The sequence below is a fragment of the Sphingomonas sp. IW22 genome, assembly GCF_041321155.1.
Lineage (GTDB): Bacteria > Pseudomonadota > Alphaproteobacteria > Sphingomonadales > Sphingomonadaceae > Sphingomonas.
Genome location: NZ_JBGGWB010000001.1, coordinates 1,029,050 through 1,044,982 on the forward strand (window position 1 = coordinate 1,029,050; position 15,933 = coordinate 1,044,982).

The following is a 15,933-nucleotide window of genomic DNA, read 5'->3' on the forward strand; positions in this document are numbered from 1 at the left end:
GAATGTGATCCAGTTAGTAGCGTAAGCGTATCGCCCCGCCGTCCTTCGTGGACGGCGGGGTTTTTTCTGCTCATTCGACCAGCACAGGCTGGCCGCAGCGCAGACCCGTGACCCACAGATCGGCCTCTCCCACCCCGACGCCCAGCAGTCCGGTCACCGCGTTCAGCACCGGGTCCAGCACGGGCGCGAGCAGACCCAGCTGACTGCCAACCGCGCGCACCAACGGATCGACCGGCAGGGGCAACAGGCCCAGGACAACGGCACGCAGCTCAATCTCCCGCATCAGGCTGGTGGCGATGCCGCCGGTCAGCGCCTGTCCCTTGATCGTTTGCGGCGTACTGCCAGCAATCGCGTCCGCATCGAAGTGGCGGGTCTGAAACGCCTCCGCCGCGCCCAGATCTATCGCGGCCCGCCCCTCGAGCCGCAGCAGCAGCGTCTTGAGCAGGTCGGCGCGCGATAGCGACAGCGGTGTTTTGAAATCGTCCAGCCGGTCGGGATCGATATGCGCAACGGCGACCTGCCCCGGACTGGGGCGGCCCGACAGCGTAACAGCGTAGGGCCGAACGCAGTCGATGCTTTCCAGTCGCGCCTCTCCGCTCGCCAGTTCGACGAGCAGCGGCAGCTCGACCGACGCCAGGCTGATCCCCGGCAACGGCTGGGCGTTCAGCTTTGCCTCCAGGTAGATGCGCGCCTGCGCCGTGCGGACGGTCGGCGTGCCATCACGAGCAATGGCGATCCACGGCGCGGCATTGGGCCGCTCCCCCACCGCCACCCACAGACGCGTGCGGGCAAGGCCCGGCACCTGCGCGCCCAGGTCAATGGCCACCTGCCGGTCGGTCGCGCTTCCCTGAATCACATTGCTGGCCAGGTCCAATGTGCTGACATCGACCAGCCCGGCCCCGCCCCCGCCCTGTTGTCCCAGTTCGCCCAGATCGATCAGCTCGGCCAGCCGGATCGTCCCCTTTGCCGCGCTCGCCAGGCGAGACAGCGCGGCGGCGGCTACCGGATCGACGACCTGCCGCGACAGGCTGCCCAGCACGGTTCCGGCGGGCAGGTCGGCCTGCAGCACCTGATCATAGGTTGCGACATTCAGGCCCGCATCGGCTCCCAGCGCCGAGAGCCAGGGCACCAGATCCAGCCGCGCCGACGCCAGCGCCCGGTAATCCATGGCCGCCAGCGACACCTGCCCGCCAGTCAGTCCCGACAACAGCGCATTGGCGATGCCGCCATCCAAACCGGCCAGCCGGCTGCCGATCGCAAAGCCGGCCATGTCCACCCGGCGCGCGGTGGCGCGGCGCTCGACCGTGATCGATTCAGTGCCGAAAATCCGCGCGAACGCGGTCGGCACGGTCGCGCGCACGCTGACGCGCACGGCATCGGGGTCACTTTCGTCTATGGTAAAGCGGCTTTCGGGCGGCAATCCTGCTTGGCGGTGATACCGGCCGGTTGTCACATCGCTTTCCATCGGAAACCGGCCCGGACTGGCGGCGACCAGCGTGCGCGCAAGCGTATCCGCACGGCTCAGGTCGCGTGCGGCGGCAAGCGCCCCGGCATCGGCCACGCCCTGCAATCGCCGCCGCTCCAGTTGAACCACCCCGAAATCCACCGCCAGCGCCGCCATCCCCAGCAACACCGGCAGCGCGCCCGCCACCAGCACCGCGACCGCGCCGCGCCGCTCTGGCAACAGTTGCAACAACGGCTTCACGGCAATTCCGCCACTTCGGCCACTGCCCGCCGAACCAGCACGGGGTCGGGCATCCGCACCATGGCGGAACGCACCAGCGCCAATTCGCGCGTGTCCACCGACAGCGCGACATGAATGCGCCCGCCACGTTCTTCGACATCGGTATCGACCGCGTCGGGATGCGCCAGCGCTGTGCCCGACAGCCCCTCAGCCACGCTCTCCCGCGCCAGCGCGTGACGCTCATCCTGTGACCGCCCCACGATCGCCGCGCGCGCGGCGTCATTGGCCAGTTGCTGAAGCGTGTGCGCGGTCAGGATATATTGGCCATATGCCAATATTCCGAGCAGCAGGATGAGAAGGATCGGCGCCAGCAACGCAAACTCGACCAGCGTGGCGCCGCAACGGTCGACAATGATGGATCGGAAGCGCGTCATGCCTCCGGTTTACTGGACGCGACTTTACGCCAGTCTTGGCGTTACATCCGCTTCGCACGCAATATGCGGAACGCACTCGCCCGCAATTTCCGCCATATCGGAATAAAATTACGGATCTGACGCGGATTGGCGATTCCCGGATTGCCCCAGCATCGGTGCTGAACCTGATGCGGGCCGGTCACGACCGACGAAGCGGATGGGCAGGCCGATGCCCGGCACGCTGCCCCCTTCGGCTCGCGTCGCCGCGATGCACAGGCCGCGATGCACGATCTGCGGATCGGCAAGCGCCTGGTCGACGCGGTTGATGGGTCCGGCGGGCACACCGGCGGCTTCAAACGCGGCGAGCAAAGGGTCGCGCGCCCATCTCGCGGTCGCATCCGACACGACCGCGTCCAGCCGCTGCCGCCCGGCCACACGCAGCGCATTGGTGGCAAAGCACGGATCGGCGGCGATTCCCAGCACCTCGCACGCGCGCTGAAACTGCCGGTCATTGCCGACCGCCAGGATGATCCAGCCATCGCGAACAGGATAAGCGGCATAGGGCGCGATATTGGGATGGGCATTGCCCATGCGCGTCGGCGCGATGCCTGAGGCCAGATAGTTCATCGCCTGATTGGCGAGCGTGCCCGTCATTACATCGAACAGCGCCATGTCCACATGCGCGCCCCTGCCGGTACGCTCCCGCTCGGCCAGAGCCGCCTGAATGCCGATCACCGCATATAGCCCGGTGAGAATGTCGGCATAAGCCACGCCGATCTTTTGCGGCGCGCCGTCCGGCTCGCCGGTCAGGCTCATGATGCCGCTCATGCCCTGCACGATAAAATCATATCCCGCGCGCGCGGCATAGGGGCCGTCCTGCCCGAAGCCGGTGATCGAGCAATAGACCAGCCGCGGGTTCAGCGCCGACAGGCTGGCATAGTCCAGGCCATATTTGACCAGCCCGCCAACCTTGAAATTCTCGATCAGCACATCGGCCCCGGCGACAAGCTCGCGCACTGTCGCCTGTCCCTCCGCCGTCGTGAAATCGGCGACGACGGACTGCTTGCCGCGATTGGCAGCGTGGAAATAGGCCGCGTCGCGGCTGCCGTCGGGATTGTCGATAAAGGGCGGCCCCCAGCGGCGCGTGTCGTCGCCTTCCGGGCTTTCGACCTTGACCACATCGGCGCCGAGATCCGCCAGCACCTGTCCCGCCCACGGCCCGGCCAGGATGCGCGCCAGTTCGACGACGCGCAGCCCGGAAAGCGGCCCCGTCATCAAAAGGCGGCGTGGCCGGTGATCGCGCGGCCCAGGATCAGCGCATGAACGTCATGCGTGCCTTCATAAGTGTTGACCGTTTCCAGGTTCACCATGTGGCGGAACACCTGATATTCGCCCGAAATGCCGTTGCCGCCGTGCATGTCGCGCGATGCCCGCGCAATCTCCAGCGCCTTGCCGCAATTGTTGCGCTTGACCAGCGAGATCATCTCAGGGGCGAACCGCCCTTCGTCCATCAGCCGACCGACCTGAAGGCTGGCCTGCAGGCCGAGTGCGATTTCGGTCGCCATGTCGGCCAGCTTCTTCTGATAGAGCTGCGTCGCCGCCAGCGGGCGGCCGAACTGATGCCGGTCCAGCCCATATTGCCGCGCGGCGTGATAACAAAACTCCGCCGCGCCCATCACACCCCAACTGATTCCGTAACGTGCACGGTTCAGGCATCCGAACGGCCCCTTCAGCCCCTCGACGCCGGGCAGCAGCGCGTCTTCGGGCACGAACACCTCGTCCATCTGGATCATGCCGGTAATCGATGCGCGCAGGCTCAGCTTGCCCTCGATCTTGGGCGCTGACAGTCCCTTCATGCCCTTTTCAAGGATGAAGCCGCGGATCGCGCCGTCATGCGCGTCCGACTTGGCCCAGACGACAAACACATCGGCGATAGGCGAATTGCTGATCCACGTCTTGGCGCCCGAGAGCAGATAGCCGCCATCGACCGGCTTCGCGCGCGTGCGCATGCCGCCGGGGTCAGACCCGGCATCCGGCTCGGTCAGGCCGAAGCAACCGATCAACTCGCCCTTTGCCAGCCCCGGCAGATATTTCGCGCGCTGCTCATCCGAGCCGTAGGCGTGGATGGGATACATGACCAGGCTGGACTGGACGCTCATCATCGAGCGATAGCCCGAATCCACCCGCTCGACCTCCCGCGCGACCAATCCGTACGCGACATAACCCGCCCCCGCACCACCGAATTCTTCGGGGATGGTGACGCCCAGCAGCCCCTGCTCGCCCATTTCGCGGAAGATGGCCGGATCCGTATGCTCCCGGTCGAACGCATCGACGACGCGCGATTGCAACCGGTCCTGCGCGAACGCCCGCGCGGCATCGCGGATCATCCGTTCATCATCGCTCAACCCGGTGTCGAGCAACAGGGCATCGCCCCAGTCGAAGCGCGTCATTCCAGCCATCACATCCTCCTGCCCCACGGTTTCGAGCAAAAGGAGGGTGGCGTCAAATGAGGGTTTACGGCTGCTACGGTCGAGAGATGCCCGGTGGGCAGCGCGCAAACATCGCGCATGACGATGCTCAGGCGGTTGGGATCGTGCCGCCGTCGATCACATGCTCGGTACCGGTGATGCTGCCAGCCCGGTCGGAGGCGAGGAAGGCGATCAGGCTTGCCACCTCGTCCGGGCGTGCGGGGCGGCCGAGCGGGATGCCGCCCAGCGATTCCATGATCAGTCGTTTCCCCGCTTCAACGCCGCCGCCATATTCCGCGCCCAGGCGCTCGGCGAGATGCACCGACGCCTCGGTCTCGATCCAGCCGGGCGAGACGCGCACCACGCGGACGCCGCGGGGCGACACCTCCTTCGACAGGCTCTTGCTATAGGTCGACAGCGCCGCCTTGGCAGCCGCATAGGCGGTCGTCGCCTCTGGCAGGGGCAGACGGTTCTGGATCGACGTGACGTGAACGACGACTCCTTGGCCGCGCGAAGCCATTGCCGGCACCAACGCGCGGTCGAGGCGGACGGCCGGCATCAGGTTCAGGTCGATTTCCGTCTTCCACTGCTTGTCGCCAAGCGCCGCAAACCCGCCACCGGGCGCCGACGATCCGCCAAGCATGTGGACGATGATGTCGATCGCACCCAACCGCGCCTGCGCGGCGGAGGCCAGATCCGCGCACCCTTCCGGCGTCGTGAGATCCGCCGCCACGAACAGTTCTTCGGGCAGGTCGTCGGGCCGGGTCCGGGCCGTGGTCAACACCTGTGCGCCCAGCTCACGAAACAGGCGAACCGTCGCCGCCCCGGCCCCGCGCGTGCCCGACGTGATCAGCGCGCGCTTGCCCTCAAGGTCAAGGAACGGCGTCATGGCACAATCTCCAGCTCGGCGATTTGGTCGCCGTCGATGACGAACAGGTAGCGCAGGTCCACCGGGCTGCCGGGAAAATTGCCGACCAGATGGCTGGATACGATCGTGCGGCCATCTTCCTGCGACAGCGCGAACGGCTCGGCCGTGTAGCTATATTGTGTGGAGGCATTCGCCATCCACTGCCGGATCGCGTCGCGCCCGGAATAGGTGTTGCCTTCGTCGACAACCATTGCATCGCGCGTGAAGCATTCGGCGACCGCCGCCGCATCGCGCGCTTTGTCCGCCGTGAAATATGCAGCGATCACCTTTGGTAATCCGATGGCCATTGCCCTTCTCCTCTTTGAGTTCGCGGCGTCCGCGCGTTGCCGTTCGCGACAATTAGGGCTTTGACCCTGTTGGGATAAGCGGAATAGATCGGGACGAAGTGTTACGGATATCGGGACAATGACGAACTACGGTCTTGCCGATTTCGATGCCGTGCTGGCGATCAGCCGTCGCGGATCGTTCCGCGCCGCAGCGCTCGACCTTGGCATGTCGACCAGCGCGCTCAGCAACGCGATTGCCAAGCTGGAGGGGCAACTGGGCGTCCGTCTGTTCAACCGAACGACCCGCAGCGTCTCGCTTACCGAAGCGGGACGCAGGTTCGTCGATCAGGTTACGCCAGCGCTGAAGGACATATATCAGGCGCTGGACACCGTCCGCTCGCAACAGGAAACGCCGACAGGCACGCTGCGCATCAACACCTTCGCAACGGCAGCGCGCGAAATCCTGTCCCCATTGGTCCTGGAGTTCCTAAGGCGGTTTCCGGACGTCCGGGTCGATCTGGTGACCGAGGGAAAGCTGACCGACATCGTGGCGGATGGCTTTGACTTTGGCGTGCGAAGCCAGGGGCTGGTCCCCAGCGATATGATCGCCATCCCGCTGGGGCCGCCGCGTCGCCACGCGGTCGTGGCATCGCCAACCTATTTTGAGCGTCGCGCCATGCCGCGCGTGCCCGCCGACCTGCTTTCCCATGCCTGTATCCGCACGCGATTGCCGAATGGGGCGCTGTTCCGCTGGCAGTTCGAGTCCGAAGGGCAACCGGTTCAGGTCGATGTCGACGGCCCAATCACGCTGGACGAAGCCAGCCTGGCGCGCATGGCCGTGCTCGAATCGACAGGCATCGGCTTCTTCATGGAATCCGATGTTCGCGATGACATTCAGGCAGGTCGGCTGGTGCGCGTCCTTTCCGAATGGACGCCGCCGCTCGCGCCGCTATGCCTGTATTACCCCAGCCGCCGCAATCCACCGGCGGCATTCAGGCTCTTTGTCGATCTGGCGCGCGAACTTGCCCGTGCCGCGCACAGCCGCTGATCGTGGGTCGGCTTTAAGGACCGCAGTTGGCTCAATACTGCCACTTAAAACGGCGCGCCGGTGCCCTCAATCCAGCGCCTTGACGATTTCTTCGACCATCTTTTTGGCGTCGGCCAGCAGCATCATCGTATTGTCGCGGTAGAAGACTTCGTTGTCGACGCCGGCATAACCCACGCCCCCCATCGACCGCTTGATGAACAGCACCGTCTTTGCCTTTTCCACGTCCAGCACGGGCATGCCGTAAATGGAAGAGGATTTGTCGGTCTTGGCCGCCGGGTTGGTCACGTCGTTCGCGCCGATGACAAAGGCGATGTCGGTCTGGGCGAACTCCGAATTGATGTCCTCCAGCTCGAACACCTCGTCATAGGGCACGTTCGCTTCCGCCAGCAGCACGTTCATATGGCCCGGCATCCGGCCAGCGACCGGGTGGATGGCGTATTTCACGCGGACGCCATGTTCCTTCAGCTTGTCCGCCATTTCGCGCAGCACATGCTGGGCCTGAGCCACCGCCATGCCGTATCCGGGGACGATGATGACTTGTTCGGCCTGACTCATCAGGAAGGCCGCATCTTCGGCGCTGCCGCGCTTCCACGGGCGGTCGGTGGCTGCCGCGCCGCCGCTGGCCCCTGCATCGCTCGCGCCAAAGCCGCCGGCGATCACGCTGATGAAGCTTCGGTTCATCGCGCGGCACATGATGTAGGACAGGATCGCGCCCGACGATCCGACCAGCGCGCCGGTGATGATCATTGCGGTGTTGTGCAGCGTGAACCCCATCGCCGCCGCCGCCCAGCCCGAATAGCTGTTCAGCATCGACACCACGACCGGCATGTCCGCCCCGCCGATCGGCACGATCAGCAGGAAACCGATGACGAAGCTGAGCACCAGCAGCACCCAGAACGGCCACGCATCCTGTTGATGCGCGAACTGCGCCACCAGCAGCAGGATGGTGGCGATCAGCGCCAGGTTGATCGCATGGCGCGCGGGCAGCAGGATCGGCTTGCCCGACATGTTGCCGTTCAGTTTCAGGAACGCGATGACCGAGCCGGAAAAGGTGATCGCACCGATCGCCGCGCCCAGCCCCATCTCGACCTTGCTGACCGGGTTGATCACCGCGAACGGCTGCCCGATCATCGGGACGACCATGTCGGCGATGCCGAACGCCATCGGGTTGAGATAGGCCGCACACGCGACCAGCACGGCGGCGAGGCCGACGAGGCTGTGAAACGCAGCGACAAGCTGCGGCATTGCCGTCATCGCGATGCGCCGCGCGGTGACGATGCCGATGACCGCGCCTACGCCAATGGCGGCGAGGATTTCGATCATCGCCACCAGGTCGATCCGCGCCAGCACCGGCCCGGTCGCGGCGACCGTGCCCTGCGGTCCCTCCAGCACCAGCCCGACCGCCTGCGTGGGCAGATGCGTTGCCAGCGTCGTCAACACGGCAATCGCCATGCCGATCATGCCAAGCCGGTTGCCCTGCTGGCTGGTCGTCGGCGACGACAGCCCGCGCAGCGCCAGGATGAAGCACACGCCCGCCACCAGATAGGCCAGCGCCGCGAACGAATTGCCTGCGGTTACGTGCTCCATCCCCAACCCCCGTCTGTCAGTGCTTCGCCGGTGCCGCCGGTCGTTCCTTTTTCTTGTACATCGCCAGCATCCGCTGGGTGACGGCAAAGCCGCCGAAGATGTTGATGCTGGCCAGCACGACGCTCAACAGCCCAAGCCATTTCGACACCGCGAACCCCGCCGCCGCGCTGGCGACCAGCGCGCCGACGATGATGACCGATGAGATCGCGTTGGTGACCGCCATCAACGGCGTGTGCAGCGCGGGCGTGACCGACCAGACGACATAATAGCCGACGAAGCACGCCAGCACGAAGATCGACAGGATCGAGATGAAGTCCATCTAACGCCCTCCGCCCAGGATGTGATGCGCCAGCACCTGCTGCACGCCGACGATATTGGCGCTGGCCGATACCTTTACTTCCAGCGGTTGATCCGCGCCGGAAACCCACACGGTCAGGTCGGCGTCCATATCGAACGCACCTGCACGCTCGATCGACCAGCGGGTGATGGATTTATATGGGATGCTCTCGATCTCGACCTTGCGCCCGGTCAGCCCCTGCACATTGACGGTGCAGAGCCGGTAATTGGTCAGGAAGATCAGGTCGCGCATCGTCTTGAACGCGATCAGCACGCGCTCTCCGTCGATCAAAACGGGCGCATAATCGCGCGCGACGGTCGCGGGATCGGTATTGGTCGCGTTGAACAGGCCCATCAGGCCGTGCCCGTCAGGCGGGGGTTCACCACCTGCCCGCCGCGCGTCAGACGGATCGCCTCCCCAATTTCGTCGCCATCGGGCAGCACGGGGCGGCCCGCATCCTTGTCCCAGAAGGCCGACAGGAAGTTGAACAGGTTGCGCGCGAACAGGGCGGATGCGTCGGCGGCCAGTCGGCTGGGCATATTGCGGTGGCCGATGATCTTCACGCCGTGCCGCTCGACCACCTCACCCGCCACCGCGCCTTCGACATTGCCGCCCTGCTCCACCGCCAGGTCGACGATGACGCTGCCCGGCTTCATCGAGGCGACCTGTGCGTCGGTGATCAGCCGGGGCGCGGGGCGGCCGGGGATCAGCGCGGTGGTGATGACGATATCCTGCTTGGCGATATGGGCAGAAACGAGTTCGGCCTGCGCGGCCTTGTATTCGTCGGACATTTCGGTGGCGTATCCGCCGCTGCCCTCCCCCTCGATACCCTGCACCGCTTCCACGAAAATCGGCTTGGCGCCCAGCGACAGGATCTGCTCTTTCGTGGCGGCGCGGACATCGGTGGCGGAAACCTGCGCGCCGAGTCGCCTCGCGGTAGCGATCGCCTGAAGCCCCGCGACGCCCACCCCCATCACGAACAGGCGCGCGGCGGAAACCGTGCCCGCCGCCGTCATCATCATGGGAAAGGCGCGGCCATATTCGGCGGCGGCGTCCAGCACCGCCTTGTAACCCGACAGGTTGGATTGAGAGGACAATATGTCCATCGACTGTGCGCGGGTGATGCGGGGCATCAACTCCATCGCCAGCGCCTCGACACCGAGCGCGGCATAACGGTCGACCCGTGCCCGGTCGCCAAACGGGTTGAGGCCCGCGACGATCCAGGCGCCGGGCTGAATCCCCGCCAGCGAATCGGGGTCCGGCCCCTGCACGCCCAGCACGATGTCGGCGCCCGCCAGCACCGATGCGCGGTCGGCGACTGTGGCACCGGCCTGAACCAGCGCGTCGTCGGTGACGGACGCAGCCGCGCCCGCGCCCTGCTCCACCGCTACCGAAGCGCCCAATCCCACGAATTTCCGCGTGGTTTCAGGCGTTACCGCAACCCGGCGCTCGCCAGGGGCGGTTTCGCGCAGGGCAGCGATTTTCATGCTGTCAGCTGGCGATCAGCGCGACGACGGCCGCCGCCACCACGGCCACGATGATCGACCCGACCTTCACCATCCGCATGAAGCCGGCAAACGTATCTTCGCGCAGCGGCGTTTCGAGATGTTCAGCCATCATATTCCTCGTTTCGACCTTTGGGATCGACCTTAACCAGCGGCGCGGGCCGACTGCAAGCGCCGCGAGAGGCCCCGGCGCTTAAGCCACGGTTTACGCTTGGCTATTAAAAGGGTGTCCGAGAGCGGGACACAAGGGACAGAACGCGCGCAATGACACGAAACGGACAGCGCCTGTTGATGCTGATCGACGATGAACCGGCCCAGCGCCGGCTGATCGCCGCGATCGCCGCACGACGTGGATGGCGCACGATCTTCGCGGGCGACCATGAGAGCGCTTTGGCAACGCTGGGCACGCCGGACGGCATGGGCCTGGACGCCATCATCCTCGATTCGTGGACGCCCGAATGCGACGCGACCGCGTTGATCGCCGATCTGCGGGGGGAACGCCCTTCGCTGCCGATTCTGGTGCTGACCGCGAACGGATCGGTCGCCGGCGCGGTGGAGGCGATGCGCGCTGGCGCGACCGATTTTCTGGTCAAGCCGCTGGCCGCCGAACGGCTGCTTGCCGCGCTGGAAACGGCGGTCGCGGGCAAGGTAGCGGGCGAGCTGCGGCCGCTGAGTGAAAAACTCTCGATGCCGCTGGCCTTTGACGAGATTGTCGGATCGGCTCCGCAATTCCGCGCTGCGCTGGCCGTCGCGGCAAAGGCGGCGCGGGCGCGCGTTCCCGTCCTGATCGAAGGCGAAAGCGGCGTGGGCAAGGAAGTCGTGGCAGAGGCGATTCACGCGGCCTCCCCCCGCGCGCAAAAGCCGCTGGTGCGCGTCAATTGCGGCGCAATCCCCGCGAATCTGGTCGAATCGGAACTGTTTGGGCATGAAAAAGGCGCCTTCACCGGCGCCTTCGAACGCAAGATGGGCCGTTTTCAGGAAGCGGACGGCGGTACGCTGTTCCTCGACGAAATCGGCGAAATGCCGCTGGATGCCCAGGTCAAGCTGCTGCGCGTCCTGCAATCGGGCGAGGTGCAGCCGCTGGGCGCGCGCCATGCCAGTCAGGTCGATGTACGCGTCGTCGCCGCGACGAACCGCACCTTGAGTCGCGAGATCGAGGCGGGGCGATTCCGCGAAGACCTTTATTATCGCCTCAACGTCGTTCAGGTTACGATCCCGCCGCTTCGCGAGCGGCCGGGTGACGTTGCGCCGCTGGCCCACCACCTGCTGGCGCGCATCGTGGAACAGCCGGGCCTGCGCCCGCTGGGCATCACCGACGACGCATTGGCATTGCTGGGCAGCTATGACTGGCCGGGCAATGTCCGACAGCTGCACAATGCGCTGTTTCGGGCCGCCGTGCTGTGCGACGGCGACGCCCTGACACGCAGCGACTTTCCGCAGATCGCGAACATGGCCGCGAACGGCGTCCAGCCCGCAAGCAACGGGAGCGTTGCACCGTGCGGCGTCACGCTGTTCCGTTCGGACGGCAATCTGCGCCCGCTGGAGGAGATTGAGGCCGACGTGATCCGCCTGGCCATCGGCCATTATCGCGGCCGCATGACCGAAGTTGCGCGGCGGCTGGGGATCGGTCGCTCTACGCTGTACCGCAAGCTGGGTGAGCTGGGCATCGACCAGTCGGCGGCCTGAGCACCCTTCTCATCACCCGCCTCGCGCGCTAGCGCTGGGCGATGGGTGGGGAAACACCGACGATCCATGATGTCGCGGCGCGCGCGGGCGTGTCCATCCGCACGGTATCGCGTGTCATCAACCGTTCGCCAAAGGTCAATGCCGCCACCCGCGACGCTGTGGAGCGGGTGATCGACGCGCTGGGCTTCGTGCCGTCCCTGCGCGCACGGGCACTGGCGACGGGGCGGTCCTTCCTGATCGGGCTGGTCCATGACGATCCCAATGCGCTGGTGCTTGACGCTGTGCAGCGCGGAATTGTCGCCGCATGCGTGGCGCGCGGATATGAGATGGTCGTGCATCCCGCACAGGGTGGGGGCAACGCGGTCATTACCGATGTCACCGCCTTTGCGCGCCGGTCGCGCGTCGACGGGATCATCCTGTTGCCGCCGGTGTGCGAGGCAGCGGGCCTGGGCGCGGCGCTTACAATGCCCAGCATCGCCTTCGCCGCGGCGCGCATCGCGGGCTATCCGGCGATGCTGGTTTCGAACGAACGCGAAAGCGCCGCCGAAATGGCGCGACACCTGCTGTCGCTGGGCCATCGCCGCATCGCCATGGTGACCGGCCCGGCGGGTCTATTGTCGGCGGAGGAGCGGCGCGCCGGATTTGCACAGGCGCTGGCGCAGGCAGGCGTACCGCTGGACCCGGCGTTGGTCGAATGGGGCGATTACGGGTTCGAATCGGGTGTCGCCGCGGCGGAGCGGCTGCTGGCGCACCAGCCCCGGCCAAGCGCCATTTTCGCGTCGAACGACGTGATGGCCGCCGGGGTGCTGAAGGTCGCGGCGCGCATGGGGCTGGCCGTGCCGCGCGCGCTGTCGGTCGCCGGATTCGACGGCAGCGCATTGGCGACGATGCTGACACCCGCGCTGACCACGGTTGCCCGCCCGCTAGCCGACATGGCCGAACGCGCCGCGCACCAGTTGATCGACCGGCTTGAGGGGCTGGCGGAGGCCAGCGACGTGACGGCGACGCTGGCCCTGTCGATCGGTGAATCGACCGGGTCAGCGGCCTGAGCGTTCAGGCAAAGCCCGCCGGGTCGGCAAGCGCGGCGTGCGCGCGGGCCAGGGCATCGACGAACACGGCATCGTCGCGCAGGTCGCCGAACACCGCCTCTACCGCCAGATTCTCGCGCCATGGCCGCCCGCGCAGGCGATCCGCCATCGGGTCCGACAGGCCGGGATGGTCACGCTCCAGAAACCGCAGCCACGCCGCGACCGGTACGGCCAGCCTGTCGACCGGCCGCCCTGCCGCGCGCGCGTCGCGCACCGTGTCGAGAATACGATAGGGCAGCTTTTGCGAGCCGTCCGCCGCGATCTGGATCAGCCGGTGGGCGATGGCGCGGTTGCCGAAGCGGCGCAGGATCGCGTCGATATAGCCGCCCACGTCCAGCGCGGCGGGCGGGTTCAGCGATGGCGCGATGTCGTCGCGCATCAACCGCTCGACAAAAGATGCCAGCCGCGCATCCCCCATCGCGTCCGCCACCGTTTCATGGCCCAGCGCAACGCCCAGATAGGCAAGCGTCGAATGCGCGCCGTTCAACAGGCGCAGCTTGGCATGTTCATACCCGCGCACATCGTCGGTCAGGGTGACGCCCGCCGCCGCCAGATCGGGACGCTCGCCCGGCGCAAAATCATCCTCCACCACCCACTGGGTGAATCGCTCGCGCTGGATCGGCCAGGCATCGCTGACGCCCAGCGTCGCATCGACCGACGCGCGCACCGCATCGTCGGTGGCCGGAGTGATCGAATCGACCATGGCGTTGGGAAAGCGCACCTCGCGCTCGATCCAGTCGGCCAGATCCGCATCGCGCGCGCGGGCAAAGGCAACCGTCGCCGCGCCCAGCTTGCGGCCATTATCGGCCAGATTGTCGCACGACATGACGGTCAGCCCGCCCACCCCGCGCCGCCGCCGTTCGGCCAGTCCCGCCACCAGCCAGCCGACAAAGGATCGGGGCGCACCTTCGCCCGCAAGGTCATGCGCGACGGCCGGATGATCCATGTCGAGCGATCCGTCCCCGGCCAGGCAATAGCCTTTCTCGGTCACGGTCGAACTGACGATGCGCGTATCGGCGGCGGCAACAGCGTCGAGGATGGCACCATGCTCATCCGCAGTCAGCACCCGCGCGATCGACCCGATCACACGCGTCTCCGGCTCCGCATCAAGCAGCGCGAGCGTGTAAAGCCCGTCCTGCGGGTTCAGCGCATCGGCGACACCGCGCGAATTCAGGCTGACACCGATAATGCCCCAGCGCGCATCGGCGGCGTTCAGCGTGTCATAGACCGGCGCCTGATGCGCGCGGTGAAACGCGCCGGGGCCGAAATGCACGACGCCGATCCGCATCGCATCGCGGTCATAGTCCGGGCGCGCGACGCCGTCGGGCAGGCTGGTCAGCGTGGCGTTCGACAGGCGGCTCATGCGGGCGTCCCCAGCTTGTATGCGCGGCGAACCAGACCGACGGTCAGCTCATGCGCCAGTTCGGCGGCCTCCCAGTCCTCAAGCCGCCCTTCGGCAACCAGCCGCGCCAGGAACCCGCAATCGACGCGCCGCGCAACATCGTGGCGTGCAGGGATCGACAGGAAGGCGCGCGTGTCGTCGTTGAAGCCGACGGTGTTGTAGAAGCCCGCCGTCTCGGTCGTCATCTCGCGGAAACGGCGCATGCCTTCGGGGCTGTCGTGGAACCACCATGCCGGGCCAAGGCGGAGACAAGGATAATGCCCCGCCAGCGGCGCCAGTTCGCGGGCATAGGTCGATTCGTCCAGCGTGAAGAGGATGATGGTCAGGTCGCGCTCGCCCCCCACCACGTCCAGCATCGGCTTCAGCGCCGACACGTAATCGACGCGCATCGGAATATCGGCGCCCTTGTCACGGCCATGGCTGGCGAACAGCGTGGCGTTGTGGTTGCGGAAGGAGCCGGGGTGGATCTGCATCACCATCCCGTCCTCGACGCTCATCTTCGCCATTTCTGTCAACATCTGTGCGCGGAACAGCTCGGCGTCATTCGCGTCGGCGCGGCCCGCGATCACCTTGTCGAACAGCGCCTCGCACTCCGCGCGCGACAGGTTGGCGGTGCGCGCCGTGGCAAAGCCATGGTCGGTCGCGGTCGCGCCCATCGCCCGAAAGTCGGCGCGGCGGCGGCGATGCGCGGCGAGATAGCCGTCCCAGCGCGTCACATCCTCCCCGGTCAGCGCGGCAAAGCGTTCGAGCGCAAGGCGGAAACCCTCATGCTCGACGTCGATCACCGCATCGGGGCGATAGGTGGTGACCACCCGCCCGCCCCAGCCCGACGCCTGGATCGCCTTGTGATGCTCAAGCGCGTCATCGGCGCCCTCGGTCGTCGCCAGCAGTTCGATGTTGAACCGTTCGAACAGCGCGCGCGGGCGAAACCCCGGCGTCGCCAGCGCTTCCCCGATGGCGTCGAAATACTGGTCGGCGCTTTCCGGCTCCAGCGCCACGTCGAACCCGAACACCTCGGCAAAGACATGGTCCAGCCACATGCGCGACGGCGTGCCGCGGAACAGATGGTAATTCGCGGCAAAGGTCCGCCACGCTTCGCGCGGATCGGTCGCGGGGGGGCCGTTACGGTCGGGTACGCCCAGATCGGCCAGCGCCACACCCTGCGAATAGAGCATACGGAACAGATAATGATCGGGCGACAGCAGCAGCTCGGTCGCATTGGCGAACGGCGCATCCGTCGCGAACCAGGCGGGATCGGTATGACCATGCGGGCTGACGATCGGCAGCGCGGCAATTTCGGCATAGAGCGCGCGGGCGATGTCGCGGGTCAGCGTATCGGCCGGAAACAGCCGGTCGGCGTCAAGCTTGAGCGGGCGCATTGGTCCTCTCCTGTAAAATCATGCGGGACGCTTGCCGCCCCTTGGCTCGACGGGTTACCGCCTTGTGCCAGCGCTGGCAACAGACTAGCCCTTGCCGCCCCGCTCCCGCTTGTTCCAAGGAAGCGCGCAGAAAGGATACGCA

General features: G+C 66.4%; 16 protein-coding genes. 3 read left to right on the top strand and 13 right to left on the bottom strand.

Annotated features, from left to right (window positions below):
* Positions 1–70: 70 nt before the first annotated feature.
* The 6 genes from ACAX61_RS05195 to ACAX61_RS05220 form a co-directional block, all read right to left on the bottom strand.
* The gene (locus ACAX61_RS05195) at positions 71–1,705 is read right to left on the bottom strand and encodes a pilus assembly protein TadG-related protein (RefSeq protein WP_370713730.1); all 1,635 of its coding nucleotides are present in this window, start codon (positions 1,703–1,705) and stop codon (positions 71–73) included.
* Positions 1,702–2,118 carry a TadE/TadG family type IV pilus assembly protein gene (locus ACAX61_RS05200; protein ID WP_370713731.1) on the bottom strand — a complete coding sequence of 139 codons (417 nt, stop codon included), beginning with the start codon at positions 2,116–2,118 and terminating at the stop codon, positions 1,702–1,704. The genes ACAX61_RS05195 and ACAX61_RS05200 overlap by 4 nt, the downstream gene beginning before the upstream one ends.
* Positions 2,119–2,226: 108 nt before the next feature.
* On the bottom strand, positions 2,227–3,372 hold the full coding sequence (locus tag ACAX61_RS05205; protein ID WP_370713732.1) for a CaiB/BaiF CoA transferase family protein: 1,146 nt from the start codon (positions 3,370–3,372) through the stop codon (positions 2,227–2,229).
* On the bottom strand, positions 3,372–4,556 hold the full coding sequence (locus ACAX61_RS05210) for an acyl-CoA dehydrogenase (RefSeq protein WP_370713733.1): 1,185 nt from the start codon (positions 4,554–4,556) through the stop codon (positions 3,372–3,374). Before ACAX61_RS05210 ends, ACAX61_RS05205 begins: the two co-directional genes overlap by 1 nt.
* Before the next feature lie 118 nt (positions 4,557–4,674).
* Complete coding sequence (locus ACAX61_RS05215; protein WP_370713734.1) at positions 4,675–5,454, bottom strand: SDR family oxidoreductase; 780 nt, start codon at positions 5,452–5,454, stop codon at positions 4,675–4,677.
* Complete coding sequence (locus ACAX61_RS05220) at positions 5,451–5,780, bottom strand: nuclear transport factor 2 family protein (RefSeq protein ID WP_370713735.1); 330 nt, start codon at positions 5,778–5,780, stop codon at positions 5,451–5,453. The genes ACAX61_RS05215 and ACAX61_RS05220 overlap by 4 nt, the downstream gene beginning before the upstream one ends.
* A gap of 118 nt (positions 5,781–5,898) precedes the next feature.
* Between ACAX61_RS05220 and ACAX61_RS05225 the strand changes: the two genes are divergently transcribed.
* A complete protein-coding gene (locus tag ACAX61_RS05225) occupies positions 5,899–6,807 on the top strand; it encodes a LysR family transcriptional regulator (RefSeq protein WP_370713736.1) in 909 nt (302 codons plus the stop codon).
* Between the two features lie 66 nt (positions 6,808–6,873).
* Here ACAX61_RS05225 and ACAX61_RS05230 read toward each other — a convergent pair whose 3' ends face one another.
* From ACAX61_RS05230 to ACAX61_RS05250, 5 genes are read right to left on the bottom strand one after another with little or no spacing between them, the layout of a single operon-like run.
* The gene (locus ACAX61_RS05230; protein ID WP_370713737.1) at positions 6,874–8,394 is read right to left on the bottom strand and encodes an NAD(P)(+) transhydrogenase (Re/Si-specific) subunit beta; all 1,521 of its coding nucleotides are present in this window, start codon (positions 8,392–8,394) and stop codon (positions 6,874–6,876) included.
* Between the two features lie 16 nt (positions 8,395–8,410).
* The gene (locus tag ACAX61_RS05235) at positions 8,411–8,713 is read right to left on the bottom strand and encodes a proton-translocating transhydrogenase family protein (protein WP_370713738.1); all 303 of its coding nucleotides are present in this window, start codon (positions 8,711–8,713) and stop codon (positions 8,411–8,413) included.
* Positions 8,714–9,085, bottom strand: coding sequence for a PH domain-containing protein (locus ACAX61_RS05240; protein ID WP_370713739.1), 372 nt, complete (start codon positions 9,083–9,085; stop codon positions 8,714–8,716).
* Complete coding sequence (locus tag ACAX61_RS05245) at positions 9,085–10,218, bottom strand: Re/Si-specific NAD(P)(+) transhydrogenase subunit alpha (protein ID WP_370713740.1); 1,134 nt, start codon at positions 10,216–10,218, stop codon at positions 9,085–9,087. The genes ACAX61_RS05240 and ACAX61_RS05245 overlap by 1 nt, the downstream gene beginning before the upstream one ends.
* A gap of 4 nt (positions 10,219–10,222) precedes the next feature.
* Positions 10,223–10,351 (bottom strand): aa3-type cytochrome c oxidase subunit IV, encoded by a 129-nt coding sequence (locus tag ACAX61_RS05250; RefSeq protein ID WP_370713741.1) that lies wholly within the window; start codon positions 10,349–10,351, stop codon positions 10,223–10,225.
* A gap of 149 nt (positions 10,352–10,500) precedes the next feature.
* Between ACAX61_RS05250 and ACAX61_RS05255 the strand changes: the two genes are divergently transcribed.
* Together ACAX61_RS05255 and ACAX61_RS05260 are read left to right on the top strand one after the other, a co-directional pair.
* Positions 10,501–11,922 (top strand): sigma-54-dependent transcriptional regulator, encoded by a 1,422-nt coding sequence (locus ACAX61_RS05255; RefSeq protein WP_370713742.1) that lies wholly within the window; start codon positions 10,501–10,503, stop codon positions 11,920–11,922.
* A 41-nt stretch (positions 11,923–11,963) separates the two neighbouring features.
* Positions 11,964–12,971, top strand: a complete 1,008-nt coding sequence (locus ACAX61_RS05260) for a LacI family DNA-binding transcriptional regulator (RefSeq protein ID WP_370713743.1) — start codon at positions 11,964–11,966, stop codon at positions 12,969–12,971.
* A 4-nt stretch (positions 12,972–12,975) separates the two neighbouring features.
* Here ACAX61_RS05260 and ACAX61_RS05265 read toward each other — a convergent pair whose 3' ends face one another.
* Both ACAX61_RS05265 and uxaC read right to left on the bottom strand, forming a co-directional pair.
* Positions 12,976–14,373 carry a mannitol dehydrogenase family protein gene (locus ACAX61_RS05265; protein ID WP_370713744.1) on the bottom strand — a complete coding sequence of 466 codons (1,398 nt, stop codon included), beginning with the start codon at positions 14,371–14,373 and terminating at the stop codon, positions 12,976–12,978.
* Positions 14,370–15,791, bottom strand: coding sequence for a glucuronate isomerase (gene uxaC, locus ACAX61_RS05270; protein ID WP_370713745.1), 1,422 nt, complete (start codon positions 15,789–15,791; stop codon positions 14,370–14,372). The genes ACAX61_RS05265 and uxaC overlap by 4 nt, the downstream gene beginning before the upstream one ends.
* Between the last annotated feature and the right edge of the window lie 142 nt (positions 15,792–15,933).